28 protein-coding genes are annotated in these 24,497 nt (G+C 73.6%); 13 read left to right on the top strand and 15 right to left on the bottom strand.

The annotated features are described in order from the left end of the window. Positions 1-3: 3 nt before the first annotated feature. The 6 genes from MTP10_RS34240 to MTP10_RS34265 form a co-directional block, all read right to left on the bottom strand. Positions 4-228 carry a hypothetical protein gene (locus tag MTP10_RS34240; RefSeq protein ID WP_310714882.1) on the bottom strand — a complete coding sequence of 75 codons (225 nt, stop codon included), beginning with the start codon at positions 226-228 and terminating at the stop codon, positions 4-6. Next, a complete protein-coding gene (locus MTP10_RS34245; protein WP_310714883.1) occupies positions 225-941 on the bottom strand; it encodes a DUF5947 family protein in 717 nt (238 codons plus the stop codon). Before MTP10_RS34245 ends, MTP10_RS34240 begins: the two co-directional genes overlap by 4 nt. A 10-nt stretch (positions 942-951) precedes the next feature. Further along, positions 952-1,467, bottom strand: a complete 516-nt coding sequence (locus tag MTP10_RS34250) for a NifU family protein (RefSeq protein WP_310714884.1) — start codon at positions 1,465-1,467, stop codon at positions 952-954. Positions 1,468-1,473: 6 nt separating this feature from the next. Next, complete coding sequence (locus tag MTP10_RS34255; RefSeq protein WP_310714886.1) at positions 1,474-3,267, bottom strand: nickel-dependent hydrogenase large subunit; 1,794 nt, start codon at positions 3,265-3,267, stop codon at positions 1,474-1,476. 16 nt (positions 3,268-3,283) lie between these two features. Beyond that, complete coding sequence (locus tag MTP10_RS34260) at positions 3,284-4,327, bottom strand: hydrogenase expression protein HypE (protein WP_310714888.1); 1,044 nt, start codon at positions 4,325-4,327, stop codon at positions 3,284-3,286. Between the two features lie 136 nt (positions 4,328-4,463). Further along, the gene (locus MTP10_RS34265; RefSeq protein WP_310714889.1) at positions 4,464-4,976 is read right to left on the bottom strand and encodes a hypothetical protein; all 513 of its coding nucleotides are present in this window, start codon (positions 4,974-4,976) and stop codon (positions 4,464-4,466) included. Positions 4,977-5,191: 215 nt separating this feature from the next. Here MTP10_RS34265 and MTP10_RS34270 point away from each other — a divergent pair, with 215 nt between their 5' ends. The 3 genes from MTP10_RS34270 to MTP10_RS34280 all read left to right on the top strand — a co-directional run bounded on the left by MTP10_RS34270 (position 5,192) and on the right by MTP10_RS34280 (position 7,675). Continuing rightward, positions 5,192-6,682 carry a cytosine permease gene (locus tag MTP10_RS34270; protein WP_310714891.1) on the top strand — a complete coding sequence of 497 codons (1,491 nt, stop codon included), beginning with the start codon at positions 5,192-5,194 and terminating at the stop codon, positions 6,680-6,682. After that, on the top strand, positions 6,679-7,254 hold the full coding sequence (locus MTP10_RS34275) for an isochorismatase family protein (protein WP_310714893.1): 576 nt from the start codon (positions 6,679-6,681) through the stop codon (positions 7,252-7,254). The genes MTP10_RS34270 and MTP10_RS34275 overlap by 4 nt, the downstream gene beginning before the upstream one ends. A 76-nt stretch (positions 7,255-7,330) precedes the next feature. Then, positions 7,331-7,675 carry a hypothetical protein gene (locus MTP10_RS34280; protein ID WP_310714895.1) on the top strand — a complete coding sequence of 115 codons (345 nt, stop codon included), beginning with the start codon at positions 7,331-7,333 and terminating at the stop codon, positions 7,673-7,675. A gap of 119 nt (positions 7,676-7,794) precedes the next feature. Here MTP10_RS34280 and MTP10_RS34285 read toward each other — a convergent pair whose 3' ends face one another. From MTP10_RS34285 to MTP10_RS34295, 3 genes are all read right to left on the bottom strand, one after another. Continuing rightward, positions 7,795-8,394 carry a TetR/AcrR family transcriptional regulator gene (locus MTP10_RS34285; protein WP_310714897.1) on the bottom strand — a complete coding sequence of 200 codons (600 nt, stop codon included), beginning with the start codon at positions 8,392-8,394 and terminating at the stop codon, positions 7,795-7,797. Beyond that, the gene (locus MTP10_RS34290; protein ID WP_310714899.1) at positions 8,364-9,905 is read right to left on the bottom strand and encodes an FAD-dependent monooxygenase; all 1,542 of its coding nucleotides are present in this window, start codon (positions 9,903-9,905) and stop codon (positions 8,364-8,366) included. Before MTP10_RS34290 ends, MTP10_RS34285 begins: the two co-directional genes overlap by 31 nt. Before the next feature lie 66 nt (positions 9,906-9,971). Next, positions 9,972-11,474, bottom strand: a complete 1,503-nt coding sequence (locus MTP10_RS34295; protein WP_310714901.1) for an IclR family transcriptional regulator C-terminal domain-containing protein — start codon at positions 11,472-11,474, stop codon at positions 9,972-9,974. Positions 11,475-11,664: 190 nt separating this feature from the next. On the opposite strand from MTP10_RS34295, the gene MTP10_RS34300 reads away from it, so the two are divergent. From MTP10_RS34300 to pcaC, 6 genes are all read left to right on the top strand, one after another. Further along, positions 11,665-12,417 (top strand): CoA transferase subunit A, encoded by a 753-nt coding sequence (locus MTP10_RS34300; RefSeq protein ID WP_310714903.1) that lies wholly within the window; start codon positions 11,665-11,667, stop codon positions 12,415-12,417. Then, entirely contained in the window at positions 12,414-13,043 is a 630-nt protein-coding gene (locus MTP10_RS34305) for a CoA transferase subunit B (RefSeq protein WP_310714905.1), read from the top strand. The genes MTP10_RS34300 and MTP10_RS34305 overlap by 4 nt, the downstream gene beginning before the upstream one ends. Positions 13,044-13,131: 88 nt before the next feature. Next, entirely contained in the window at positions 13,132-13,884 is a 753-nt protein-coding gene (gene pcaH / locus MTP10_RS34310) for a protocatechuate 3,4-dioxygenase subunit beta (RefSeq protein WP_397334562.1), read from the top strand. After that, complete coding sequence (pcaG, locus tag MTP10_RS34315) at positions 13,881-14,405, top strand: protocatechuate 3,4-dioxygenase subunit alpha (protein ID WP_310714907.1); 525 nt, start codon at positions 13,881-13,883, stop codon at positions 14,403-14,405. Before pcaH ends, pcaG begins: the two co-directional genes overlap by 4 nt. Further along, positions 14,392-15,558, top strand: coding sequence for a 3-carboxy-cis,cis-muconate cycloisomerase (gene pcaB, locus MTP10_RS34320; RefSeq protein ID WP_310714909.1), 1,167 nt, complete (start codon positions 14,392-14,394; stop codon positions 15,556-15,558). The genes pcaG and pcaB overlap by 14 nt, the downstream gene beginning before the upstream one ends. Next, complete coding sequence (gene pcaC, locus MTP10_RS34325) at positions 15,555-16,670, top strand: 4-carboxymuconolactone decarboxylase (protein ID WP_310714911.1); 1,116 nt, start codon at positions 15,555-15,557, stop codon at positions 16,668-16,670. The genes pcaB and pcaC overlap by 4 nt, the downstream gene beginning before the upstream one ends. A 4-nt stretch (positions 16,671-16,674) precedes the next feature. Here pcaC and MTP10_RS34330 read toward each other — a convergent pair whose 3' ends face one another. The 3 genes from MTP10_RS34330 to MTP10_RS34340 form a co-directional block, all read right to left on the bottom strand. Continuing rightward, positions 16,675-16,869, bottom strand: coding sequence for a ferredoxin (locus MTP10_RS34330; RefSeq protein WP_310714913.1), 195 nt, complete (start codon positions 16,867-16,869; stop codon positions 16,675-16,677). 22 nt (positions 16,870-16,891) lie between these two features. Then, positions 16,892-18,118, bottom strand: coding sequence for a cytochrome P450 (locus MTP10_RS34335; protein WP_310714915.1), 1,227 nt, complete (start codon positions 18,116-18,118; stop codon positions 16,892-16,894). A gap of 73 nt (positions 18,119-18,191) precedes the next feature. After that, the gene (locus MTP10_RS34340; RefSeq protein ID WP_310714917.1) at positions 18,192-18,854 is read right to left on the bottom strand and encodes a TetR family transcriptional regulator; all 663 of its coding nucleotides are present in this window, start codon (positions 18,852-18,854) and stop codon (positions 18,192-18,194) included. A gap of 209 nt (positions 18,855-19,063) precedes the next feature. On the opposite strand from MTP10_RS34340, the gene MTP10_RS34345 reads away from it, so the two are divergent. After that, positions 19,064-19,483, top strand: a complete 420-nt coding sequence (locus MTP10_RS34345; RefSeq protein WP_310714920.1) for a MarR family transcriptional regulator — start codon at positions 19,064-19,066, stop codon at positions 19,481-19,483. A gap of 23 nt (positions 19,484-19,506) precedes the next feature. Here the strand turns inward: MTP10_RS34345 and MTP10_RS34350 are convergent, their stop codons facing one another. Genes MTP10_RS34350 through MTP10_RS34360 form a run of 3 tightly spaced genes read right to left on the bottom strand, consistent with a single transcriptional unit; the run spans position 19,507 to position 22,169 of the window. Next, positions 19,507-20,727, bottom strand: coding sequence for an FAD-dependent oxidoreductase (locus MTP10_RS34350; RefSeq protein ID WP_310714922.1), 1,221 nt, complete (start codon positions 20,725-20,727; stop codon positions 19,507-19,509). After that, the gene (locus tag MTP10_RS34355; RefSeq protein ID WP_310714925.1) at positions 20,724-20,924 is read right to left on the bottom strand and encodes a ferredoxin; all 201 of its coding nucleotides are present in this window, start codon (positions 20,922-20,924) and stop codon (positions 20,724-20,726) included. The genes MTP10_RS34350 and MTP10_RS34355 overlap by 4 nt, the downstream gene beginning before the upstream one ends. A gap of 48 nt (positions 20,925-20,972) precedes the next feature. Beyond that, on the bottom strand, positions 20,973-22,169 hold the full coding sequence (locus tag MTP10_RS34360; protein ID WP_310714927.1) for a cytochrome P450: 1,197 nt from the start codon (positions 22,167-22,169) through the stop codon (positions 20,973-20,975). Positions 22,170-22,334: 165 nt separating this feature from the next. On the opposite strand from MTP10_RS34360, the gene MTP10_RS34365 reads away from it, so the two are divergent. The 3 genes from MTP10_RS34365 to larB are packed head-to-tail and all read left to right on the top strand — an operon-like array spanning position 22,335 to position 24,482. Then, the gene (locus tag MTP10_RS34365) at positions 22,335-22,901 is read left to right on the top strand and encodes a helix-turn-helix domain-containing protein (RefSeq protein ID WP_310714929.1); all 567 of its coding nucleotides are present in this window, start codon (positions 22,335-22,337) and stop codon (positions 22,899-22,901) included. A 35-nt stretch (positions 22,902-22,936) separates the two neighbouring features. Further along, on the top strand, positions 22,937-23,797 hold the full coding sequence (gene larE, locus MTP10_RS34370) for an ATP-dependent sacrificial sulfur transferase LarE (protein ID WP_310714930.1): 861 nt from the start codon (positions 22,937-22,939) through the stop codon (positions 23,795-23,797). After that, positions 23,790-24,482, top strand: a complete 693-nt coding sequence (larB, locus tag MTP10_RS34375; RefSeq protein WP_310714932.1) for a nickel pincer cofactor biosynthesis protein LarB — start codon at positions 23,790-23,792, stop codon at positions 24,480-24,482. Before larE ends, larB begins: the two co-directional genes overlap by 8 nt. Positions 24,483-24,497: the final 15 nt, after the last annotated feature.

Consider the following 24,497-nt stretch of genomic DNA (forward strand, 5'->3'; position numbering starts at 1 on the left):
GGATCAGGCGGGGGAGAGGTTGGGCATGTCGGGGTCGATGACGTCGCGGTCCGCGGCGTTGACGCCGGTGGAGCGCGCGGCGGTGGAGCGGCCGTCGATGAGGTGCCCCACCTGGCGCTCGTAGTGGCCCACGGCGTTGCCCTCGTTGACCCCCTTGATGTGCGAAGGCGTGTCGGGGCGCACCTGGCGCCGTCCCGTCCTGATGTGCGATTCGCTCTTGCGGGTCATCGCGTTCTCCCCTCAACTGTCGGGTTCGGGGCTGCGGGCACGGTCGTCGACCTCTCACGCAGCCCGCCGAAGAAGTCGCTGATCGCGTCCCAGACCCGCGACCCTCCGGCGAGCCCCTTCCAGTGGGTACGGAGCAGGCCGACCAGGGCGTAGCAGTCGTCCACGGGCACGATCCAGTGCTCCCCGGCGGCGCCGGTCCGGTTGACGAGCAGGGCCTCGACGTCCGGTGTCACCCGCCGCAGCACCGGGTTGGCCTCCTCCAGCCGCCGCCACAGGGACGACTCCAGCGGGGACTCGACAGCGCCGGCGGGGCTCGGGTAGAACAGCGCCGTACGCCGCGCCGCCGCGTCGTGGAGGAGGAACGCCATCCGGACCGGGATGCTCAGCCCGGCCCACGTCTCGTCGTCCAGCTCGAACCCGTCCAGGAGCCACCGGCGGTCGGGAACCAGCCGGTAGGGGCCGCCCACGGCCCCCGTGCCACCCGCGTCCTCCGAGTGCGGCGGACCATCCGGACGGTCGAACAGCACGGAGCACGGCCGGCAGGCGCAGCGCAGCTCGCGGGCCTTGAGGTCGAGCAGGTGCCGGTGCGCCTCGGGAAGGGGGGCGGCGCACAGCTCGCACCACTCCTCGGCCTCGCCCCCGGACCCGGCCACCCGCTGTCCCGGCGCCGCGCCCGGACGGGCGATGAGCCTGCGCAGCGCGCTCCCCGTCATCGCCGCCGCCTCACGCCCGCGTCCTCGGGGCCCTGAGCAGGCTCTCCACGGGGATCACCACGGGAGCCGGTACGGCGGCCGGCTCCTCCACCACGACCCGTTCGAACTCCGGTGCCGCGTCCCGCACCGCCTGCTCCACGACCGCGCGCACCCGCGCCGCCGAGGACCGGCAGCCCCCGCCCGGCCGGCGCAGCCGCAGCCGCCCCAGGTCGTCCTCGACCGCCACGACCTCCGCCTCCGCCCCGCCCAGCCGGTCCCGCGCCGCCTCCAGCGCGTGGCCGATGCGGGTGGTCGCGTCCAGCGGGTGCAGGCCGTGCAGCAGCAGCAGGTGCGCCACCAGGCCGTCGGCCGCGATCCGCTCCGGCAGGCCGCCGCCGGCCGCGGCGGCCACGGCCATGACCCGCCCCAGCGCCTCGCCGTACAGGTCGAGCAGCGCCTCGGCGAGCTCCACCGCCCGCGGGTCCGCCCCGCCTTCGAGCAGCGCCTCGACGCGGCGCACCCGCTCGGTCACCTCCTGGTCGTCCATCGCGGATCAGCCCGGGACGCTCGTGCCGAGGGTGGGGGAGTGGACCTGCCGCAGCACCTTGCCGTCGCCGAGGTACATGTGCACGCCGCACGGCAGGCACGGGTCGAAGCTGCGGACGGTCCGCATGATGTCGATGCCCTTGAAGTTCTCCGGCCCGTTCTCCTCGAAGATGGGCAGGTCCTGCACCGCGTCCTCGTACGGGCCCGGCGTCCCGTAGATGTCGCGCGGGCTGGCGTTCCACGGCGTGGGCGGGTACGGGTGATAGTTGGCGATCTTCCCGTCACGGATGACCATGTGGTGCGACAGGACGCCCCGCACCGCCTCGTGGAAGCCGCAGCCGATCGCCTCGTCGGGCACGTCGAAGTCGGTGAAGACCTTGGTGCGCCCGGCCCTGACCTCGCTGAGCGCCTGCTCGACGAAGTGGAAGGCCAGCGCGGCGGCGTAGGCGACGAAGTACATCCGGGCCCGGTTGCGCTCGATCGTGTTGGCCCACTTCGGCACGTGCCACTCCAGCCGCGTCTCCGGCAGGGAGCCGGACTTCGGCAGGTTGATCTCCACGCTGTGCCCGGTGGCGCGGACACCGCCTACGTCGACCAGCCCGGCCAGCGCCGTGCTCCACAGCCGGGCCAGCGGCCCGCCGCCGGTGTCCAGGGCCAGGTGGTCGCCGGTGCGCCGGTCGTACCAGCGGGGGCTCATGACCCAGCTGTAGTTGCCGTTCTCCAGGTCGCGCCGCTGCGGCTTGGGCAGCGTCGTCTGGTTCCACGGGTGGCGCTGGTCGACGGGGTTGCCGAGCGGGTCCTGGGTGACGAAGGTCTCCTCGCCCTGCCAGTCGTCGTAGTACGAGCTGCCGAGCAGGATGCGGATGCCGAGGTTGATGTCGACGAGGTTGGTGGTCAGCAGCTCGCCGTCCAGCACGATGCCGGGCGTCACGAACATGGCCCGGCCCCACTCCTCCATGTGCCGGTAGTCGTAGTCGACCACGTTCGGGTCCTGGAACGCCCCCCAGCAGCCCAGCATGATCCGCCGCCGGCCGACCTCCTCGTAGCCGGGCAGCGCCTGGTAGAAGAAGTCGAAGACGTCGTCGTTCATGGGGACGGCCCGCTTGATGAAGTCGAGCGCCCGGACCAGCCGCACCAGGTAGTCGGTGAACACCTGCGGCGTGGCGACCGTGCCGACGCCGCCCGGGTAGACGGTCGACGGGTGCACGTGCCGGCCCTCCATGAGGCAGCACATCTCCCGGGTGAGCCGGCTGATCTGCAGCGCCTCGCGGTACACGTCGCCGGTGAACGGGTTGAAGGCCCGCATGATGTCGGCGATGGTCCGGTAGCCGTGGATGTCCCCCCGGGGCGCCTCCGTGGTCTCGGCGCGGCGCAGCATGCTGGGGTTGGTCTCCTTGACCATCTGCTCGCAGTAGTCGACGAAGACCAGGTTGTCCTGGAACAGCGTGTGGTCGAACATGTACTCGGCGGCCTCGCCGAGGTTGAGGATCCAGTCGGCCAGCGGCGGGGGCTTGATCCCGTACGCCATGTTCTGTGCGTAGACCGAGCAGACCGCGTGGTTGTCACCGCAGATGCCGCAGATGCGGCTGGTGATGAAGTGCGCGTCGCGCGGGTCCTTGCCCTTCATGAACACGCTGTAGCCGCGGAACAGGGACGAGGTGCTCTTGCACTCCGCGACCTGCCTGTTGTTGAAGTCGATCTTGGTATAGATGCCCAGGTTGCCGATGATCCTGGTGATCGGGTCCCAGGACATCTCCACGAGCTGCCGCGTCTCCTGCGCCGGCACGGATCGGGTCGTCACCTCGACGCTCCCCCTTCTAGCCCTGCCAGCGGGGGTCGTACCCGCTGGTCAGCTTGCGTTCGTTGTGACGCCACTTCGGTTCGGTGTTGACGGTCTTGTTGGTGATGGCCCGCAGCCCGCGCACGAGCCCCCCGTAGACGCCCGCCATGCCCGCGGACACGGACGCTCCCGGCGGCTGGTCCATGAACGGCATGAACTTGTCCGGGAAGCCGGGCATCGTGCAGCCGATGCAGATGCCGCCCACGTTGGGGCAGCCGCCGATGCCGGCCATCCAGCCGCGCTTGGTGACGTTGCAGTTGACGACCGGGCCCCAGCAGCCCACCTTGACCTGGCACTTGGGCGAGTTGTAGTCGAGGGCGAAGTCGCCCTGCTCGTAATAACCCGCCCGGTCGCAGCCCTCGTGGACCGTCTTGCCGAACAGCCAGGTCGGCCGGAGCTGCCGGTCGAGCGGGATCATCGGAGCCAGCCCGGCCGCCTGGTACAGCAGCCAGGTCAGGGTCTCCATGAAGTTGTCCGGCTGCACCGGGCAGCCCGGCACGTTGACGATGGGCAGGCCGCCCGCGGAGCGGAAGTCCGGCCCCAGGTAGTCGGCCAGCCCCATCGAGCCCGTCGGGTTGCCCGCCATGGCGTGGATGCCGCCGTACGCCGCGCAGGTGCCGATCGCGACCACGGCCCACGCCCGCGGCGCGAGCCGGTCGATCCACTCGTTGACCGTGATGGGCTGCCCGGTCGCCGGGTCGTTGCCCATCGAGGTCCAGTAGCCGTCCCCGTTGATGTTCTCGTTCGGGATGGAGCCCTCCACCACGAAGATGAACGGGCCGAGCCGGTCCTCGGCCGCCTGGTGGAACGCGGCCATGAACGCGTCGCCGACCTCCGGGGCGAGCACCTTGTTGTGCAGGTGGACCTTGGGCAGGCCCGGCACGAGCCCGAGGAGGACGTCCTCGATGCTCGGCAGTGAGGCGGCCGTGATCGAGACGGTGTCCCCGTCGCAGCTCATGCCTTCGGACGTCCACAGGATGTGCACCTCATCCAGGGCGGTATCCGGCTTGGCTGTGCTCATGGCCCCGAGCCCCCTTTGTCGGCCTGGCATCGCCGTACAGTGTCCATTCGGTCACCGTGTGTAGTGCTTTACCGCGTCCCGGAGGGTTGCAAACCATGACACCGATCGCGAAAGCGCAATCGCCTGCCACGCTGTGTCAGCGCGCGCCGGATCGTGCGCGGGGCGCGCGGGTCAGGGGGGCGCCGGTCGAGCGGGCCGCCCAGAGCGCGATCGTGATGTACAGCACCTGCTCCGGGATCCGCACCCACAGCGGTGTGGCGGGGGCGCCCTGGAGGGGCACGCCGGCCAGCGCCGCGTACACGTTGGCCGGGAGCAGCAGCACGAAGAGGATGGCCAGGGCGACGCCGGCGGCCCGGCGGGTCGCCGTCACGACCAGCCCGGCGGCGCCGAGCAGCTCCAGCACTCCGGTCACGTACACCATGAGGGCGGGGAGCGGCACGAAGGGCGGCACCATCGCCACCATGTCGGCGTGGTTCGGCATGAAGGCGACACCGGCCGGCACGAAGTGCGCGCTCGCGGTGACGACGAGCAGCAGTGCCAGCGCGTGGGCCGCACTGATCGGCCAGCTCGCGAACCGGCGGACGCCGAGCCTGCCCAGCAGGCGCAGGCCGAGTGTCGTGGCCAGGAGAAGGACGATGAGGGAGAACACGGGACTCCTTTAGATAGTTCGACTATCCGATCACTGGATAGCTTAGCTATCTAATATGGTCGTGTCCATGTCGGGTGCGCCCGTGGGGCCGGGCGTCCGGGTATCCGGGCATGTCGCCAAATCACCGGACGAATATCACTATTGACGACATCCGAAACCGGCGCCTACGTTCGACCGGACCGGTCTGAACAGGCCGGGCTGAACAGGTAGGTCTGATGGACGACACGCAGGACACACGCGCCGGCGGGCGGCTCAAGGTGGAGACGCACGGGCTCGACGTGATCGGGGACGCCGATCGGAAAGGACGCCCCCGCCAGCTGTTCTGGCCCTGGTTCGCGGCCAACGTCTCGGTCCTCGGGCTGAGCTACGGCTCGTTCGCCCTCGGCTTCGGGATCTCGTTCTGGCAGGCGCTGGTCGCCGGGGCCGTCGGGATCGTCTTCTCCTTCCTGCTGTGCGGGTTCGTCGCCGTGGCCGGCAAGCGGGGCTCGGCCCCGACGATGGTGCTGAGCCGGGCGGCGTTCGGCGTGCGCGGCAACCGGCTCCCGTCCGCGATCTCGTGGATGCTCACCCTCGGCTGGGAGACCGCCCTGACGGCGCTCGCCACGCTGGCCGCCGCGACCGTCCTCGACCGCCTCGGCTGGGGCGGCGGCGCCTCCACCAAGGCGATCGCGCTCCTCGTGGTGACCGCGCTGATCGTCGCCGGCGGCGTCATGGGCTTCGACGTCATCATGCGCATGCAGACCGTCATCACGGTGGTGACCGGGGTGCTGACCGTGGCGTACATCGTCCTGGTCCTGCCGCACATCCACTGGGACGCCGTGCAGTCGGTGGCGCCGGGCTCGGCCCAGCAGTTCATCGGCGCCCTGGTGTTCATGGTGACCGGGTTCGGGCTGGGCTGGGTCAACGCGGCCGCCGACTACTCGCGCTACCTGCCGCGCCGGTCGTCGAGCAAGGGGGTGGTGGGCTGGACGACCTTCGGGGCGTCGCTGGCGCCGCTGGTCCTGCTGGTGTTCGGCCTGCTGCTGGCGGGCTCGTCCCCGGGGCTGAACAAGGCGGTCGCCGCGGACCCGATCGGGGCGCTGACCACGGTCCTGCCCACGTGGTTCCTCATCCCGTTCGCGGCGGTGGCGGTGCTCGGCCTGGTCGGCGGGGCGGTCCTCGACATCTACTCCTCCGGGCTGGCGCTGCTGGCGGCCGGCCTGCGGGCGCCGCGCTACGTCGCCGCGCTGATCGACGGGGCGCTGATGGTGGCGGGCACCGTGTACATCGTGTTCGTCGCCGACGACTTCCTCGGCCCGTTCATGGGGTTCCTCACCACGCTCGGCGTCCCGATCGCCGCCTGGTGCGGCGTCATGCTGGCCGACCTCGCGCTGCGCCGCCGCGACTACGACGAGGCCGACCTCTACCGCCCGCGGGGCCGCTACGGCGACGTGCCGCTGCTGCCCGTCGCGGTCGTGGGCGCCGGCGCCGTCCTCGGCTGGGGCCTGGTCACCAACGGCGGCGCGAGCTGGCTGGCCTGGCAGGGCTACCTGCTCGGCCCGCTCGGGCTGGGTGGCAAGGAGGGCGACTGGGCCTTCGCCAACCTGGGCGTCCTGGTCGCGCTGGCCGTCGGCTTCGTCGCCATGCTCGTGCTCGGCCGGTCGCGGGTCCGCGCCCAGGAGAGCGCCCCGTCCTCCACCGAGACCGCCGAGGAGGCGCGGGCATGACGTCGCGCGCGGGTTGGCTGTCGGTCATCGACATGCAGCGGGTCTTCGGCGAGCCGGACAGCCCCTGGTTCGCCCCCCGCTTCGCCGAGACCGTCGAGCCGATCAGGAAGCTGGTCGGCGCCTTCGGCCCCCGGGTCACGTTCACCCGCTTCGTCGCCCCCGAGGCGCCCGCCGGGGCCTGGGCGGACTACTACGAACGCTGGCCGTTCGCCCTGCAGGCACCCGACTCCCGCGCGTACGGGCTGGTGGACGACCTCGCCGGCCTTGCCGCCGACGCCGGCCCGACGCTGGACGCCCCGACGTTCGGCAAGTGGACGCCGGAGCTGGCCGGCCGGGTCGGCCCGGACGGCCGCCTGGTGCTGGCGGGCGTGTCCACCGACTGCTGCGTCCTGTCCACCGCCCTGGCCGCGGCCGACGCCGGCGCCGAGGTGCTCGTCGCCGCCGACGCGTGCGCGGGCGCGGACGACGCGAGCCACCAGCGGGCGCTGGAGGTGATGCGGCTGTACGAGCCGCTGATCCGCGTCGTCACCGTGGCCGACATCCTGGCCGACATCCTGGCCCCGCCCGCCTGACCGAGGCCGCGCCTCTCACTGCCCGGAGCGCGACCCCGGGATCCCCGCGCGCCCTCCCGTCCGCCACCATGGCCTCATGGGTGCCTGGGTCCACATACGCGGCTGGCTGGAGCTTCACGGGCAGCGGCCGGAGGCGGAGCGCGTCATCCGTGCGAGCGGCGGTGCGGGCTGGGCCTTTCCCGAAAGCGGCTGGCTGGACGCGGCCTGCTACGCCCGGGCCGTCCGGGAGGCCGGTGCCGCCGACGTCCTGGAGCAGCTCCGCGCGCTCGCCGCCCTCCCGGCGGCCGACGAGGACGGCGACCGCGTCCGCGGGCTCTTCCTGGCCTTCCACGAGGTGGACGGCCAGTTCGAGTGGCAGGTCCGGGACGGCGGCGTCTTCGTCGGCCCCGCCGCGCCGCGCCACGACTACCTGTGGAGGTAGCCGGCCGTCCCGCCCCCCGCCGCCCGGCCGGTCACCGGCACGCGCCGGCCCCCGGGCGCGTGCCGGCCGCAGCTCCACGGCCCCGGCTTCCCGGCCTCCGGCGAAGGCCGGAGCCTCTTCTAGAGCCGGTAGCCGACGTGGTGGAGGAGGGTGCGTAGGCGGCGCTCGACCTCCGCCGGGGTCACCTCCTCCTCGCCCCGCAGCAGGACGAACCCGATCGAGCCGGCCAGGACGTCCTGGAGGACGCCGGGATCGGTGTCCGGCGGGAGGTGGCCGTCGGCGACGGCGCGCCGGGCGACGTCGGCGAGGGCGTCGATCCGGGGCCGGAGGTAGCGTTCGGTGTAGGCGGTCACCAGCTTCGGGTAGTCCACCGAGGCGCCGATGACGCGCGCCATCAGCGCCCGGAACCGGGGTCGGCCCAGAAGTTCCGCGACATACCCGATCAGCTCCTCCAGGGACCGCCCGGCGGTGGGCGGCGCTTCGAGGCCGGGGTCACGGGCGTGCTCCAGGGCCGCCATGAGGAGCTCCTCCTTGGAGCGCCAGCGCCGGTAGACGGTCAGCTTGGCCACGCCGGCGCGCTGGGCGACCGCCTCGATGCTGGTGCCCGCGGCCCCTCGCTCGATCAGCAGGTCCAGCGCCGCGTCGAGGATCGCGGCGTCGTTGCCGGGGTCACGGGGACGGCCGCGCTCTACGCCGGCCACAGCACCTGATCGAGCCATGCCGCCAGTCTGTCGGGTGCCGGGCGGCCACGCCAACCGATGTGCCCGTCGGGCCGGACCAGTACCACGTCACGCGGGTCCCAGCCGTGCTCCCGGCCAGGGGCGGCCGGCACGGGGACGAGGGCGGTGACGAGGCCGGCGCCGAGCCGGGCCCCGGCGGCCTCGGCGTGCCGGTCGGCGACGCGCCGGTCGGCGGCGAGTACCACCCACCGCCCGAGGACGGCCGCGTGCAGGGTGACCTCGCCGCCGGCGGCGTCCAGGCACCTGATGTCCGGCATCCGGTCGCCCGGGCGGGGGCCGGAGGTCCACCAGTGCGTCTCCGGGGCCAGCGGCCCGCCCCGGTAGCTGATGCCGAGCTGGGAAGCGGCCAGCCACAGCCGGCGCTGCACGGCCTGCAGGCGGACGGCCGGCAGCACCATCTTGTCGCGGAGCAGGCGTTTCCACTGCGTGTCGGGCAACATGATGCCCACTGCGGTGCTGGTGGCCCGCAGGACGTTGCGGGCCAGCGGGCGCCGCTCGCCCTCGTAGGTGTCGAGGAGCCGCCGGTCGGCGCGGCCGCGCGTCACGAGCACCAGCTTCCAGGCGAGGTTCTCCGCGTCGCCCAGTCCGGTGTTCTGCCCCTGACCGCCGGTGGGGCTCTGGATGTGCGCGGCGTCGCCCGCGATGAGGATCCGGCCGCGGCGGTAGGTCTCGGCGAGGCGGCGGTGGATCCGGAACTCCGAGGCCCAGCGGACTTCCTCGACCGTGTCCCGCCCTACGCCGCTGCGGCGGGCGAACTCCTCCAGCACCCGATCGGTGATCTCGCTCTCGGACAGCTCGTCCGGCAGGTCCGCCGGTGGCTCGGTGAACACCCGCCATGTGTCGTCCGGCAGTGCGGTCACCGACAGCATGTGACCGGCGTCCATCCAGGTCGTGCTGCCGTTCCGGTCGAAGGGCCACCGGGCCCGCACGTCGACCATGAGCAGGCGTTCGATGAGGGCGCGGCCGGGGAAGGCGATCCCGGCGAGCTTGCGCACCGCGCTGTGCGCGCCGTCGCAGCCGACGAGCCAGCCGGTCCCGGTGCGCTGCTCGGCGCCGTCGCCCGTCTGGAGGGTGACGGTGACGGCCTCGCCGTCCTGCCGGGCCCCGGCCACGCGGGTGCCCCACTCGACGTCGCCGCCCAGCTCCAGAAGCCGTCGCCGCAGGACTCCCTCGACCTCGGCCTGCGAGACCAGCAGCGCCTGTTTCGGCTGGTCCATCACCGCCTGGCCGACCTGGAGCCGCAGCACGGTGCGGGATCCCTCGTTGTAGGACATGTGGAGCGAGCGCTGCGACCGCTCCGGCAGGTCGCCGAGCGCGCCGATCCGTTCCAGGACCTCGGCGCCGCGTGGTTGCAGACCGAGCGCCCTTGAGGTGGTGGCGGGGGCGGGGGCGGCGTCGACCACCCGCACAGGGACGTCGTGCAGCGTCAGGTGGACGGCGAGGGCCAGCCCCGTGGGGCCGGCTCCGGCAATGAGCACGGTGTCGATCATTTAATAAACGATACCGTACCGATTACTAAATACGCCCGGCCCTCCCCGACTGCGGCGCCTGATCGGTTACGGCGTGGCGGGGAGGTGGCGGAGGTCGGCCGCCATGCGGGCGGCGGTCTCGGAGAGTGCGGGCAGGACGTCGCGCAGCAGGTCGTCGGGTGTGGCGCGGCTGGCGTGGGTGGCGACGTTGACGGCCGCCACGACCCGTCCGTCCCGGCCGCGTACGGGCACCGCGATGGACCGCACCCCCTCCTCCAGCTCCTGGTCCACCAGGGCGTAGCCGTCCTCGCCGGCCCGGCGGACCGCCCGTGCGAACGCGGCGGGGGACGTGACGGTGTGGCGGGTCAGCGGCCGGAGCGTGATGGCGGCCAGCCGCTCCTCGGGCTGGTCCGCGAGCAGGACCCGGCCCATGGAGGTGGCGTACGCGGGGAAGCGTGTGCCGACCCTGATGTCGACGGTCATGATGCTCGCGGTCGGCACCCGAGCCACGTACAGGACGTCGTCGCCGGACAGCACCGCGACGGAGGCCGAATGGCGCAGCCGCGCCACCAGGTCCGCCAGGTGCGGCTGGACGACCTCGCCGAACGAGAGCTCCGACAGGTGGGCGTAGCCCAGCTCCATCACCCGGGGCAGCGGCGTGAAGCGGGAGCCGTCGGCCGCCGCGTACCCGAGGCGTTCCAGGGTCAGCAGCGACCGCCGCACCGTGGCCCGGGGGAGCCCCGTGGCCCTGGCGACGTCGGCCAGGGTGGAGCCGCCGGGCGTCGAGCCGAGCGCCACCAGCACGGCCAGCCCACGCGCCAGCGACCGCAGGCCGCCTTCCGAGCCGTCCGAGCCGTCCGAGCTGTCCGAGCCTCCCGCTGGAGCGTTCACGGCGGCCGGTCGGCGGATGTCCACGGGGGCGGGCAGGGCGGACCCCTGAGCGGGGCGGGGGGCGGCCAGGGTCGCTTCCATCTCCGTGACCGTCCTGAGCAGGCTGGGCATGGCGTGCTCGCGCAGCCCGCCGGCGGTGTGCCTGCTGGTGTGGCTGACCACGCTCACCGCGCAGACCGGCGTGCCGTCCGGGTCCCGTACGGGCATCGCGACCGCGACCAGGCCAGGCTCGACGAGCTGGTCGTCCTCGGCCCACGGCGCGCCGGGATCGAGGAGGACGAGGCCCGCCGCGCAGCGGGCGGCGGGCAGCAGGTCGCCGACCCGGAAGGCCACCGACATGGTGCGCCGCCGCGTGAACTGACCGACGAAGCGGACCCCGTCGCCGTCGAGGACGGCCAGCGACACCGACTCGTCCAGCTCCCGGGCCAGCCCCTCCGCGAGCGGCGCCAGCCGGTCGCGCAGGCCGCCGCATGCCAGGTACGCCTCGCCCAGCTCCATCAGGCGCGGGGCGAGCCGCACGTCGCGCCCGTCGAACCGCACGTAGTCCAGCTGGGCGTACGTGGCCAGGAGGCGGTCGATCGTGGACCTGGCCAGCCCGGTCGCGCGCACCAGGTCCGTCGCGCGCATCCGCTGCGCGGGCTCGGCGGTCAGCGCCCGCAGGACGGCGAGCCCGCGCTCCAGGGTTCCGCCCGGCTCCATCCGCCCCTCCTCCGACAGCTCATGACGGACGGCCCGGGACGCCCGCCGGATGGCTGAGGCGGCCCGCCCGACAGGTCGGCGTGCCGCCTCAGGACAGTTTGACAGCGGCGTCGCGGCGTCCGCATACTCGTCCGACAATAGTGAACTGAAGTTCGCTGTGCGAACACATCCGGTCAGCGGAGGGAGCGTCGTGCGGGGAGACAAGGTGGTCGCCACCGCCGGTGAGGCGCTGGCCGGCGTGCGTGACGGCGCCTCGTTCGCGGTCGGCGGCTTCGGCCTCAGCGGCATCCCGAGCGTGCTGATCCGGGCCCTGCACGCCACCGGGGTGAGCGGTATCTCCGTGGTGTCGAACAACTGCGGAGTCGACGGCGGCGGTCTGGGCGTCCTGCTGGCGGCCGGGCGCATCGCCCGCGTGACCGCCTCCTACATCGGCGACAACAAGGAGTTCGCCCGCCAGTACCTGACGGGGAGGCTGGAGGTCGAGCTGACCCCGCAGGGCAGCCTGGCCGAGCGGCTGCGCGCGGGCGGCGCCGGGATCCCCGCCTTCTACACCCCGGCCGGCGTGGGCACGCCCGTCGCCGAGGGCGGCCTGCCGCTGCGCCACCACCCCGACGGCTCGATCGACGTCGCCTCGCCGCCCAAGGAGATCCGCGAGTTCGACGGCCGGCCGTACGTGCTGGAGCACAGCATCACGACGGACTTCGCGCTCGTCCGCGCGGCCAAGGGGGACCGGCACGGCAACCTGGTCTTCGGCAAGTCCGCCCGCAACTTCAACCCGCTGGCCGCGATGGCCGGACGGGTCACGATCGCCGAGGTCGAGGAGCTGACCGAGCTGGACCCCGACGAGGTTCACCTGCCCGGCGTGTTCGTCCAGCGCCTGCTGGTGCTCACGCCCGAGCAGGCCGCCGACAAGGCCGTCGAGAAGCGGACGGTCGCCCGGTGAGCTGGACCCGGGACGAGATGGTCGCGCGGGCGGCGGCGGAGCTGCGCGACGGCGACTACGTCAACCTCGGCATCGGCCTGCCCACCCGGATCCCGTCGTTCCTGCCTCAGGACGTGGACGTGGTCCTGCACTCGGAGAACGGCATCCTCGGCGTCGGCCCCTATCCCGCCGAGCACGAGCTGGACCCCGACCTGATCAACGCGGGCAAGGAGACGGTGACCGTCCGGCCGGGCGCGTCGTTCTTCGACTCGGCGCTGTCGTTCGGGATGATCCGCGGCGGGCACATCGACGTGGCGGTGCTCGGCGGGATGCAGGTGTCGGCGCGCGGGGACCTGGCGAACTGGATGGTTCCCGGCAGGCTGGTCAAGGGTATGGGCGGGGCGATGGACCTGGTCCACGGCGCGCGCCGGGTCATCGTGATCATGGAGCACACCGCCAAGGACGGCACGCCGAAGATCGTCGAGGAGTGCACGCTGCCGCTCACCGGCCGGGCGTGCGTGCACCGGATCATCACCGACCTCGGCGTGCTGGACGTCGCCGGCGACGGGCTGAGACTGGTCGAGACCGCGCCCGGCGTCACCCCGGCCGAGCTGCGCGACCGCACGGCCGCGGAGGTCCACGCGTGAGGACCCGCCGCCGCCGAGGCGACCGTCGTGGCCGAGCCGTCGTAGCAGCCGTCGCAGTCGAGCCGTCGTAGTCGAAAGGTAGCCGCTCATGATGCCACCCCTCACCCAGGCCGACATCGACAAGGAGATGGCCGAGATCCGCGCCGCGCGCGACGGCCGGCAGGCGGATCATCCCGACCGGGACTACGCCCCCTACCGCAGCACCGCGCTGCGCCACCCGAAGCAGCCCCTGGTGGCGCTGAAGGACCCCGAGGCGACGGAGCTGACCGGCCCGGTCTTCGGCGTCACGGACGTCACCGCGCTCGACGCCGACCTGACCCGCCAGCACCTCGGCGAGCCGCTGGGCGAGCGGATCACCGTGCAGGGCCGCGTCCTCGACAGGGACGGGCGGCCGGTGCGCGGCCAGCTCGTGGAGATCTGGCAGGCCAACGCCTCCGGGCGCTACCCGCATCAGCGCGACGACCATCCGGCGCCGCTCGACCCCAACTTCACCGGCGTCGGCCGCTGCCTCACCGACGACGAGGGCCGGTACGCGTTCACCACGATCAAGCCCGGCGCCTACCCGTGGCGCAACCACGTCAACGCCTGGCGGCCGGCCCACATCCACTTCTCGGTGTTCGGCACGGCCTTCACCCAGCGGCTGGTCACGCAGATGTACTTCCCGAACGACCCGCTCTTCCCGTACGACCCGATCCTGAACTCCGTCACCGACGAGCGGGCCAGGCAGCGGCTGGTGTCCGCCTACGACCACGAACTGTCCCGGCCCGAGTGGTCGCTCGGCTACCGCTGGGACATCGTCCTCGACGGCCCAGCCGCGACCTGGATGGAGGAAGGCCGATGAACCCCACCCCCTCGCAGACCGTCGGCCCCTTCTACGGCTACGCGCTGCCGTTCCCCGGCGGCGGTGACCTCGCCGCCGGCGGGATCACCGTGCACGGGTACGTCCACGACGGCGCGGGCGCGCCGGTGCCGGACGCGCTGCTGGAGTTCTGGCAGGCCGATCCCGCCGGTGACCTGCGGGGCGCTCCGGGCACGCTGCGCCGCGACCCGGTGAACGGGTCGATCATCGGCAGGCACGGCGTCGACTTCACGGGGTTCGGCCGGGTCCCGACCGACGCCGACGGCCGCTGGACCCTGCGCACCCTGGTGCCCGGCACCGGGTACATCAGCGTCTGCGTGTTCGCCCGCGGCCTGCTGCACCACCTCTACACCCGCATCTACCTGGCCGAGCACCCCTTCCTCGACACGCTGCCGCCCGAGCGGGCGCGCACGCTCCTGGCCACGCGCGAGCGCGAGGACGTCTACCGGTTCGATGTCCACCTGCAGGGCGAGAAGGAGACGGTGTTCTTTGACTTCGGCTGACCGGCCCGCGGACCTCGGGCTGTTGTCGCCCATGCGGGCCGCGACCGAGGCCACCGGTGACGCCGCCGTCCTGCGGGCGATGCTGGAGGCGGAGGCCGCGCTCGCCCGCGCGCAGGCGGCCCTCGGCCTGGTTCCGGCGGAGGCGGCCGACGCCGTCACCGCCGCCGCCCGGGAGGTCGTCCCCGACGTGGCCGGACTGGCGGAACGCGCCCGCTCCGGCGGCAATCCGGTCATCCCGCTGGTGGAGGACCTGCGCGCGGCAGCGGAGCCGTACGGGGCGTACGTCCACCTGGGCGCCACCAGCCAGGACGTTCTCGACACCGCCCTCATGCTCGTCGCCCACCGCGCCCTCGGCGCCGTGACGGACCACCTGGACCAGGTGATCGACCGGCTGTCCGGGCTGGCGGCCGAGCACCGCGACACGGTCATGGCCGCCCGCACGCTCACCCAGCAGGCGGTGCCGACCACGTTCGGGCTGAAGGCGGCGGGCTGGCGCAAGCTGGCTGTGGACGCCCGGTCCCGGCTGCTCGCCGCCCGGCGGGCGCTGCCGGTGCAGCTCGGCGGTCCGGCCGGCACCCTCGCCCCGGCCCTCTCCGCGCCCGTTCAAGAGGCCGAGGGGACGCCGGGTGGTGAGGCCGTACTGGGCCTGCTGGCCGCCTTCGCCGCCGAGACCGGGCTGGCCGAGCCCCTGCTGCCGTGGCATGTGCTGCGCACCCCCGTCGCCGACCTGGCCGGGGCGCTCGCGTTCACCGCCGGAGCGCTGGGCAAGGTCGCGGCCGACGTGCTGGTGCTCTCCCGTACCGAGATCGGCGAGGTGGCGGAGGGCGTCGGCGGCGGCTCGTCGTCCATGCCGCACAAGCACAACCCGGTGCGCGCCACGATGATCGCCGCCGCCGCCCGCCAGGTGCCCGCGCTCGCCGCGATCCTCTACGGCTCGCTGGCCGCCGAGGACGAGCGGCCCGCCGGGGCCTGGCACGCCGAGTGGCAGCCGCTGCGCGAGGCGCTGCGGCTGGGCGCCGGGGCCGCCCGCGACGCCGCCGAGCTGCTCGGCGACCTGCGGGGGGACCCCGCCAGGATGCGCGCCAACCTGGAGGTGGACGGCACGCCCGGTTGCGCGGCGGCCCTCGTCGACCGGGCGCTGGAGGAGAGATGACGTCGCTGCGGTACCGGCTGGACGGGCCCGAAGGCGGGCAGCCGCTCGTGCTGGGGCCGTCGCTCGGCACGTCCACGCGCGTGTGGGAGCCGCAGCTCGCCGCGCTGACCCGGACGTTCCGGGTGCTCAGGTTCGACCTGCCCGGCCACGGCGGCTCACCGTCGCCCGCGGGCGCCCTCACCGTCGACGCCCTCGCGGAGCGGGTGCTGGAGCTGGCCGAAGCGGTCGGCATGGGCGGCGCGGGCGGCTTCCACTACGCGGGTGTCTCGATCGGCGGGGCGATCGGCGCGACCCTGGCGGCACGCCACCCCGGCCGCGTGCGCTCGCTGGCGATGATCTGCTCCTCCGCCCGGTTCGGCGAGCCGCGGGCCTGGCGGGAGCGGGCGCGGCTGGTCCGGGAGCAGGGCACCGCGGTGCTGCTGGAGGCCACCGCCGGGCGGTGGTTCGCCGGCCCCGCCGACCGGGCGCTGCTGGACGACCTCGCGGCCACGGACCCGGAGGGGTACGCCGCCTGCTGTGACGCCCTGGCCGGCTACGACCTGCGGGGCGACCTCGGCGCCATCGCCGTTCCCACGCTGGTGCTGGCCGGGCGGGACGACCCGGCGACGCCGCCCGCCCATGCGAGGGAGCTGGCCGACGGCATCGCCGGCGCCACGCTCGTGGAGGTGCCGGGCGCCGCCCACCTGGCCAATGTCGACCAGCCGGAGAAGGTCACGTCCGCCCTGCTCGCGCATCTTCCTGCCGAGTCCGGCATGCGGGTGCGGCGCGAGGTGCTGGGCGACGAGCACGTGGACCGGGCGATCGCCCGCACCTCCGGCTTCACCAGGGACTTCCAGGACTTCATCACCCGCTACGCCTGGGGCGAGATCTGGACCCGGCCAGGCCTGGACCGCCGCACCCGCAGCTGTGTCACCCTGACCGCGCTCGTCGCCCGCGGCCACCTCGACGAGCTGGCCCTGCACGTCCGCGCCGCCCTCCGCAACGGCCTCACCCCGGACGAGATCGGCGAAGTGCTGCTCCAGAGCGCCGTCTACTGCGGCGTGCCCGCCGCCAACGCCGCCTTCGCCGTGGCGCAGCGCGTCCTGTCCGAGGACCCGGATACGCCGGCCTGAGGGCTCACTCCTCCACGTGGATGGCCAGGGCGGGGCAGACCGCCGCGGCCTGCCGGACGTCGTCGGCCAGCTCGGCGGGCGGCGTGGGGTCGAGCAGGATCGCGATGCCGTCCTCGTCGCGCTGGTCGAACACGTTCATGGCGGACATCACGCACTGCCCGGAGGCGACGCACTTGTCCTGATCGATGGTGATCTTCACGGTTCCTCTTGCTCTTGGTGGGTTACCAGGTGACGGGAAGTTCGTAGACGCCGTAGACCTGGCCGTCGTGCTTGAACGGGATCGTGTCCAGGTCCGTGGCCAGGCGCAGGGTGGGGACGCGCCGGTAGAGGGTGCTGTAGACCACCTGGAGCTCCATGCGGGCCAGGGGCTGGCCCAGGCACTGGTGGACGCCGAAGCCGAAGGCCACGTGGCGGCGGGCGTCGCGGCGGATGTCCAGGTCGTCGGGCTCGGGGAAGGCGCCGGGGTCGCGGTTGGCGATGTCGTTGGCCATGATCATGCCCTCGCCGGCGCGGATCACCTGGCCGGCGATCTCGATGTCCTCCAGGGCGACCCGGCGGCGGCCGCTGTGGGTGATGTTCAGGTAGCGCAGCAGCTCCTCCACGGCTCCGGCGACCAGCTTCGGGTCGTCGCCGTCGCGCAGGAGCGCGAGCTGGTCCGGGTTCTGCAGCAGGGCCAGCGTGCCGAGCGCGATCATGTTGGCGGTGGTCTCGTGCCCGGCGATGAGCAGGAGCACGCCCATCTGGGCGGCGCCCTCCCGGGTCAGCTCGCCGGCCGTGACCCGCCCGGCCAGCTGCGACAGCAGGTCGTCCGCGGGCTCGGCGAGCTTGCGTCCCACCAGGTCGTCCAGGTACGCGGTCAGCCGGCCGCCGGCCGCGGCCCGCTCCTCGGGGGCCGCGTCACGCCTGATGACGGTCTTGCTGTTGTCCTGGAAGAAGCCGTGGTCGGCGTACGGGACGCCGAGCAGCTCGCAGATCACCAGCGAGGGCACCGGCAGCGCGAACGCCTCGACCAGGTCCACCGGCTTCGGGCCGGCCAGCAGGTCGTCGATCAGGTCGTCGACGATCTTCTGCACGGCCGGGCGCATGGCCTCCACCCGCTTGACGGTGAACGGCGCCTGCACCATGCGGCGCAGCCGGTGGTGCTCGGGGTCGTCCATCAGGATGAAGCTGGCGAACGAGCCCTTGGGGAGGGGGGCCGGAGCCGGATAGCCGGGGCGCGTGATGTCGGCGCTGACCCTCGGGTCCGCCATCAACGCCCGCTGCTCGGCGTAACGGGTCACCACCCACGGCGTGCTGCCGTCCCACAGCCGGACCCGCGCGATCGGGCCCTCCTCCTGCAGGGACCGCAGGCCCGGCGGCGGGTCGAACGGGCACCCGGCCGCCCTGGCCATCGGGAACTCCGGGACGACGGCCGGGTCCGCGCCGGCCGCGCTCAGCATGTCGGTCATCGCGTGCTCTTCTCCTTGTCGGGACGTCGCCACGACGCGCCTGGGGCCGTCGTGGCGACGCGGCTTCAGGTCGTCACGGCTCGCGCGTGACGGGGGCCAGCCACATACCGGTGATCGCGTCGATCAGCCCGGTCGCGGTGTCGTGCCAGGTGGAGCGTGGGGTGGGGACGCCTTCGGCCAGGGCGTTCTCCCGTACGGCGCACATGTGCACCATGAGCTGGCCGCCCATCTCGGCGCGCTCGGCGCGCACGTCCTCCGGAAGGCCGGGCAGGGCGCGGCGCAGCCCGTCGATGATCTGCCGCAGCGAGGGCGAGGTGAGGGACTCGTCGATCATGATCTCGCGCAGCGCCGGGTCGGTCATGACCTGGGCGCCGAACCGGGCGAACCAGGTGGGGTTGCCCAGGGCGGCCAGGTGGTCGGTGACCGGGCGCACCAGGCAGGCCACCCAGTCCCGTACCTCGGTGGTGTCGCCCATCTCGGCCAGCATCCGCCGGCGGGCGCGCTCGATCGGCTGGGCGTGCTTGCGGGCGATGGCTCGCACCAGGTCGGCCTTCGCGCCGAAGTGGTAGCCGACCGCGGCGTTGTTGCCCTGCCCCGCGGCCTCGCTGACCTGGCGGTTGGACACGGCGTACACGCCGTGCTCGGCGAACAGCCGCTCCGCCGCCGTCAGGATCTGCTCCCGCGTCTCGCTGACCCGCACGGCCCGCAGGCTCCCGCTGGTCGTCCGGCCGGTCACGCCGGCCCGCCGTCGCCTCGGCCCACGAGCGCTCCCTCCGAACAGGTTCCGGTCAAGCTCAGTCAATCGGCACAGTCACCTTAAGTCAAGCGACTGCTTTAAAAATCAGTGTGCCCCGTGCACAATATGTGCCGTATGCACGGATTGTGTAGGTTGCACATACGGTGTGATAGATATGCTGGCGCGCACTGACGGCACAAAGGACTGGCATGGACAAGCCCACGGACCTCATCGAGTACGAGACCATGCTGCTCGGACGGCACCGTCACATCGACCGCATGGCGTACATCCTGCTCAGCCGCGTCCGGCTGGAAGGCATGATGTCGATCGGGCAGCTCAGCGACGCGTTCGGCCTGGACGTCTCCACCCTGAACCGGCACACCTCGGCCCTGCTGCGCTCCGGCCTGGTCGAGCGCATCCCCGATCCCGACGGCGGGATGGCCCGCAAGTTCCGCCTGACGAGGGCCGGGGAGCGGTACCTCGACGACGAGCGGGCCAAGAACGTCAACGGCCTGGAGAAGGTGCTGGTGAACTGGACGCCCGAGGAGGTCGCCACGTTCGCCGCCTACCTCAGGCGGTTCAACACCGACGTCGAGCGCCTCGCCGGACGGCCCTGGCCCCGCCCCTGACCCGCCCCCGGCCCCACCCCTGACTACGACACGGTGACCGCGCCGCCCGCCGCGGCCTCGGCACCGGGCCGGGAGCCGGTCATGGCGTCGGCCACGTGCCGGCGGTGCAGGCGGGCCGCCTTGGCCATGTTCCAGCCGAGCACACCGGTGACCGTGCCGCCCTCCCGGTACAGCGCGACGAAGCGGCCCTCCTCCGGGTCGCCCTCGACCACCTCCACCTCGGCGCCCGCCGTGGGCATGCCGTGAGCCTGGAGCTTGACGTCGTACTGGTCGGTCCAGAAGTACGGGACCGGCGTGTACGCCCGGTCCTCGCCGAGGATGTTGGCGGCCACGACCTGGGCCTGCTCGACGGCGTTCGTCCGGTTCTCCAGCCGCAGCCGCCTGCCGAGCCCCTCGTGGTGCCAGGAGGCGACGTCGCCCACCGCGTAGACGCCGGGGGCCGCGCGGCAGCCGGCGTCGCAGGCCACCCCGTCGCCCACCGTCAGGCCGCTGCCGGCCAGCCAGCCGGTCGCCGGCCGGGAGCCGATCGCGACCACGACCGCGTCGGCGGGCAGCAGCTCGCCGGAGGCCAGCCGTACCCCCGTGACGTGGCCGCCGGAGCCGGTGAGCTCGCGGACGGCGACGCCGAGCCGCAGCCGGACGCCGCGGTCGGCGTGCAGCCGCGTGAGCGCCCCGCCGATCCGCTCGCCGAGCTGGTCGGCGAGCACGGCCCGGCCCAGACCCGCGAGCGTGACGTCGAGGCCCATGCCGCGCGCGGTGGCGGCCACCTCCGCGCCCAGCACGCCCTCGCCCACCACGACGAGACGCGGACCGGCCAGCAGGTGCTCGCGCAGCGCGAGCGCGTCGTCCAGGGTGCGCAGCACGTGCATGCCCGCCAGGCCGTCCTGGCCGGGAAGCCGGGCCGGAGTCAGGCCCGTGGCCAGGACGACGGCCTCCGCGCGCAGCGTCCGGCCGGAGGCGGTCAGCACCTCGCGCGCGGCGGCGTCGAACCGGACCGCGCGGTCGCCGAGGACGAACTCGGCGTCCAGCCCGGCGAGCTGGTCCGCCGACCGCAGGTGCGCCCGCTCGCCCTCCCAGACGCCGGAGAGCACCTGCTTGGACAGCGGCGGCCGGTCGTAGGGCGGGTGCCGCTCGGCGCCCAGAACGGTCAGGCCGCCCTGGTGGCCGTGGCGCCGCAGCGCTTCCACGACGGCGAGGCCGCCCGCGGAGGCGCCGACGACGAGCACGTCGGCCGGGACCGTCAAGACCGCTCCTCCACGTTGATCGCGGCGGCCGGGCACACGCCGGCCGCCTCGCGGACGACGGCGTGCAGCGCCTCGGGCGGCGTGGCGTCCAGCAGGATCACGATGCCGTCGTCCTCCCCCTGGTCGAAGACGTCGGGAGCGAGCAGCACGCACGTTCCCGCGCCGCAGCACTTGTCGGTGTCGACGGTGATGTTCACGTTCGTCCTTCCTTCCGGTTCAGTCGTGGGTGCGAGGTGATGGAGCCGTCACCACCGCACCGGGACCTGCTCCAGGCCGCCGACGATCAGTCCCTCGCGGCGGGCCAGGACGTCGGCGGGCACGGCCAGCTCCAGCGTGGGCAGCCGGTCGATCAGCACCTTGAGCACGGTCTGCAGCTCGGTGCGGGCCAGGGACTGGCCGAGGCACGCGTACGGCCCGGCGCCGAAGATCAGGTGCGGGTTGGGGGAGCGGGTCAGGTCCATGTCCGCGGCGTCCTCGAACGCGCTCTCGTCGCGGTTGGCCGAGGACAGGCTGCACACGACCGTGGCGCCCTTCGGCAGGGTCGTGCCGCCGATCTCGACCTCCTCGCTGATGTAGCGGGGGATGCCGAAGCCGAAGTTGGCGTCGTAGCGCAGGCACTCCTCGACCGCGGTGCGGATGAGCGAGGGGTCGGCGACGAGCCGCTCCCAGCGGGCGCGGTCGGCCAGCAGCATCGCCACCATCTTGCCGATCATGTTGGCGGTGGTCTCGTGGCCCGCGACCAGCAGTCCCTGGGCCGTCATCACCGTCATCTCCTCGGTGACCCGGCCGTCGAGCGCGCCGACCAGCGTGATCAGCTCGCTGATCAGGTCGTCGCCCGGCTCGGCCCGCTTGGCCGCGGCGTGCGCGCGCATGTACGCGGCGAAGTCGGCCTGCGCGGCGTCGATCTCCTCCTGGGTGTACTTCGTCAGGCTCAGCAGCGTGTCCGACCAGTGGGCGAACCGGTCACGGTCGGAGTCGGGCACCCCGAGCAGCTCGCAGATCACCCACACCGGCAGCGGGAACCCCAGCGCGGCCACCAGGTCGGCGGGCGAGCCCTGCTCGACCATCTCGTCCACCAGGCGGTGGGCCGCCGCCTCGATGCCGGGCTGCATGGCCGAGACGCGCTTGGCGGTGAACGCCTTGCCGATCAGCTTGCGCCAGTCCCGGTGGGCGTCGCCCCTGACCGTGGTGCCGCCGCTGGCGAACACGCCTCCACCCTCGTTCGCCGTGATGTTCGCCGCGTCGTCGGCGACGAGGTGGTGGGTGAAGCGCGGGTCCGACAGCAGGTCCTTCACGTCGGAGTACCGGGTGAGCAGCAGCGCCTCGTCCCCGCTGGCCAGCCGGATGGGCGCCACGGGGCAGCGGCCGCGCAGCTCCGCCCACTCCTCCGGCGGCTCCAGGGCGCCGGGGGCGGGGAACGGGTAGTCCTGGATGTCCGTCACATGTCCTCCTGGATGGCCGGTCGCGGAGACCGGCCCGCTGATGGGATGCCGCCGCGGCCACCGGACAATGTTGTCCGGTTGTCACCGTAGCCGCACCTCGGGCGTGTGTCGAGCGCGGGAGGCCGAGCAACCGGACAAAGTTGTCCGGTTGCTACGCTGGCCGCCATGTCAGATACGCGTCGCCCCAACAGGGGACCGAGTGCCGCGGCGGAGAACCGGGCCGCGCTCATCGCGGCGGCCCGCGACGTCTTCGCCGGCTCCGGGTACGACGCGCCGCTCAGCGCGATCGCGCGGGCCGCCGGGGTCGGCCAGGGCAGCCTGTACCGGCACTTCCCCGACCGTGTCAGCCTCGCGCTGGCCGTCTTCGAGGAAGGCGTGAGCGCGCTGGAGGCCCTGGCCGCCGAGCCGGGCGCCACCCTCGACGACGTGCTGGCCCTGATGACCGAGCAGACCATCACCTCGACGGCGTTCATCGACATGGTGAGCGTGTCGCCGGCCGACCCCCGCATGATCGAGGTACGCGACCGGGTGGCCGGCCTGCTGGACGACCTGCTCGGCCGGGCCCGCCGCGCCGGCGCGGTCCGGGCGGACCTGACGGCCGATGACCTGGTCATGGCCGTCGGGATGCTCGCCGGGGTGCTGCGCAGGACCCCCGCGCCCGCCCGGCGGCACGCGGCCGAGCGGGTGTGGCGGCTGCTCCGCCACGGCATCCACACCCCGGCCCGGCCTTGAGCACACGACCCGTCCACGAACCGGAGGCACCCGGCATGCTCCCCTCACTCACCGGCCTCGAGGCCGAGGCAGCGGACCGCGTCGGCGCGCTGCTGCGCACGTCCGGGCGGCTCGGCGTCGCCTTCTCCGGGGGCGTGGACTCCTCCGTGCTGCTGGCGCTCGCCGTACGGGAGCTGGGGGCGGGCCGGGTGATCGCGGTGCTGGGCGTCTCGCCGAGCCTCGGCGCCGCCGAGCGGGCGACGGCCCACGAGGTCGCCGCGTACGTCGGCGCGCGGCTGGTCGAGGTCGCCACCCACGAGGGGGACCTGCCCGCGTACCGCGCCAACGGCCCCGACCGCTGTTTCCACTGCAAGAACGAGCTGTTCGTCCGCATCTCCGACGAGGTCGCCGCCGCGCACGGCATCACCGCCGTGGCCTACGGGGAGAACGCCGACGACGTCCGCCGCCCCGACCGGCCCGGCAGCCGGGCCGCCGCCCGGCACCGGGTGCTGCGGCCGCTGGCCGACGCGGGCGTGGACAAGGCGGAGGTCCGCCGCATCGCCGCCGCCCTCGGCCTGCCGAGCGCCGCCAGACCGGCCGCTCCCTGCCTGGCCTCCCGCATCCCGCACTTCTCCGAGGTCACGCCCGGGAAGCTGGCCCAGGTGGAGCGGGCCGAGGCGGCGCTGCGGGAGCTGGGCTTCACGGACTGCCGGGTGCGCCACCACGGTGACATCGCCAGGATCGAGGTGCCCGTCGCCGAGATCGCGCGGCTCGCGGGCGACCTGCGCGAGCCGGCGCTGTCGGCGGTGCGGGAGGCCGGGTTCCGCATGGTGGCCGTCGATCTGGCCGGCATCCAGTCGGGCGCCTTCACCCTGCCCCTGGTGCAGGGCCCGGGTGCGGGGGCGCGGCATGGCTGACGGCTGGAGCGCGCCGGAGTCGTTCGCCCGGCTGGATCACGACAGGATGGCCCGCCGGGGCTACCCGGAGGCGGTGTACTGCGCGGGAAAGACGCCGGACCAGGTCCGCGTGATCGCCGCCGAGCTGCGCGAACGCACCCGGACGGCGCTCCACCCGACAGGGGCGACGTTGTTCACGCGGGCCGAGCCCGAGCACGCGCGGGCCGTGCTGGCCGAGCTGCCCGACGCCCGCCACGATCCGGACTCCCGGCTGCTCGTGTGGCCGCCCGAACCCCCGCCGCCCTCCGGCGGGCAGGTGGTCGTGCTGGCGGCGGGCACCTCCGACCTGCCGGTGGCGCGCGAGGCCGAGCTGACCGCCCGCTACCTGGGCCGGCCCTGCGAGCTGGTCGTGGACGTGGGCGTGGCCGGGCTGCAGCGCGTGCTCGACCTGCTCGATCTGCTGCGCTCCGCCCGCGTCGTGGTCGTGGCGGCGGGCATGGACGGGGCGCTGCCGAGCGTGGTGGCCGGGCTGATCTCCGCGCCGGTGGTGGCCGTGCCGACGTCGGTCGGGTACGGGGCGGCGTTCGGCGGGCTGGCGCCCCTGCTGGCCATGCTCAACGCGTGCGCGCCCGGCGTCGCGGTCGTGAACATCGACAACGGCTACGGCGCCGGCCACCTCGCGGCCCAGATCGCCGCCCCGCTGTGAGAACCGCGATCCGGG

The organism is Nonomuraea sp. 3-1Str, assembly GCF_031570565.1.
Classification (GTDB): Bacteria; Actinomycetota; Actinomycetes; order Streptosporangiales; family Streptosporangiaceae; genus Nonomuraea.